This window comes from Rhizobium sp. 18055 (genome assembly GCF_902706285.1).
Classification (GTDB): domain Bacteria; phylum Pseudomonadota; class Alphaproteobacteria; order Rhizobiales; family Rhizobiaceae; genus Rhizobium.
Window position 1 is genome coordinate 1 of record NZ_CACSKD010000286.1, and the last position, 440, is coordinate 440.

Here is a 440-nt window from a genome sequence, read left to right on the forward strand (position 1 = left end):
CTACACCCCCTTCGCCCTGGTCGCGGCGCAAGGTGCCTGGGACTGGGCCGTCCTGGTGGCGGTGTGGAGCATCGCCTTGCTGGGCATGATGCGCGAACTGGGCGTCGCTTCTCCAGCACCGCCCCTGGCGCTCTACGTGGGCATGGACTGGGCCATGGTGGTCGCCGCCGTACCGCTGCTGGCCCGAATCGACGCCGGAGGGCTGCGGTGGCTGCTCACCGGTGCGGGCCTCTACACGGTGGGCACGGTCTTCTACGTCAATCGCGCCGGCTATCGCCATGCGCATGGGGTCTGGCACCTGTTCGTGCTGGGTGGAACGGCGAGCCACTATGCGGCGGTCGTCAACGTCGTGGCCTGAACCCGCTGCGCCTGGGGCCTTGGCGCAAGAAGCAATGCCTGCAACGGCTGACCGCCCCATCGCGACCCACGCTGCCTACCAG

General features: G+C 69.1%; 1 protein-coding gene. It reads left to right on the forward strand.

The features are described 5' to 3' along the window. Nucleotides 1-358 (forward strand): hemolysin III family protein (locus tag GVL52_RS32160; protein ID WP_200848008.1); only part of this gene is annotated, 358 nt, incomplete at its 5' end. Nucleotides 359-440: the final 82 nt, after the last annotated feature.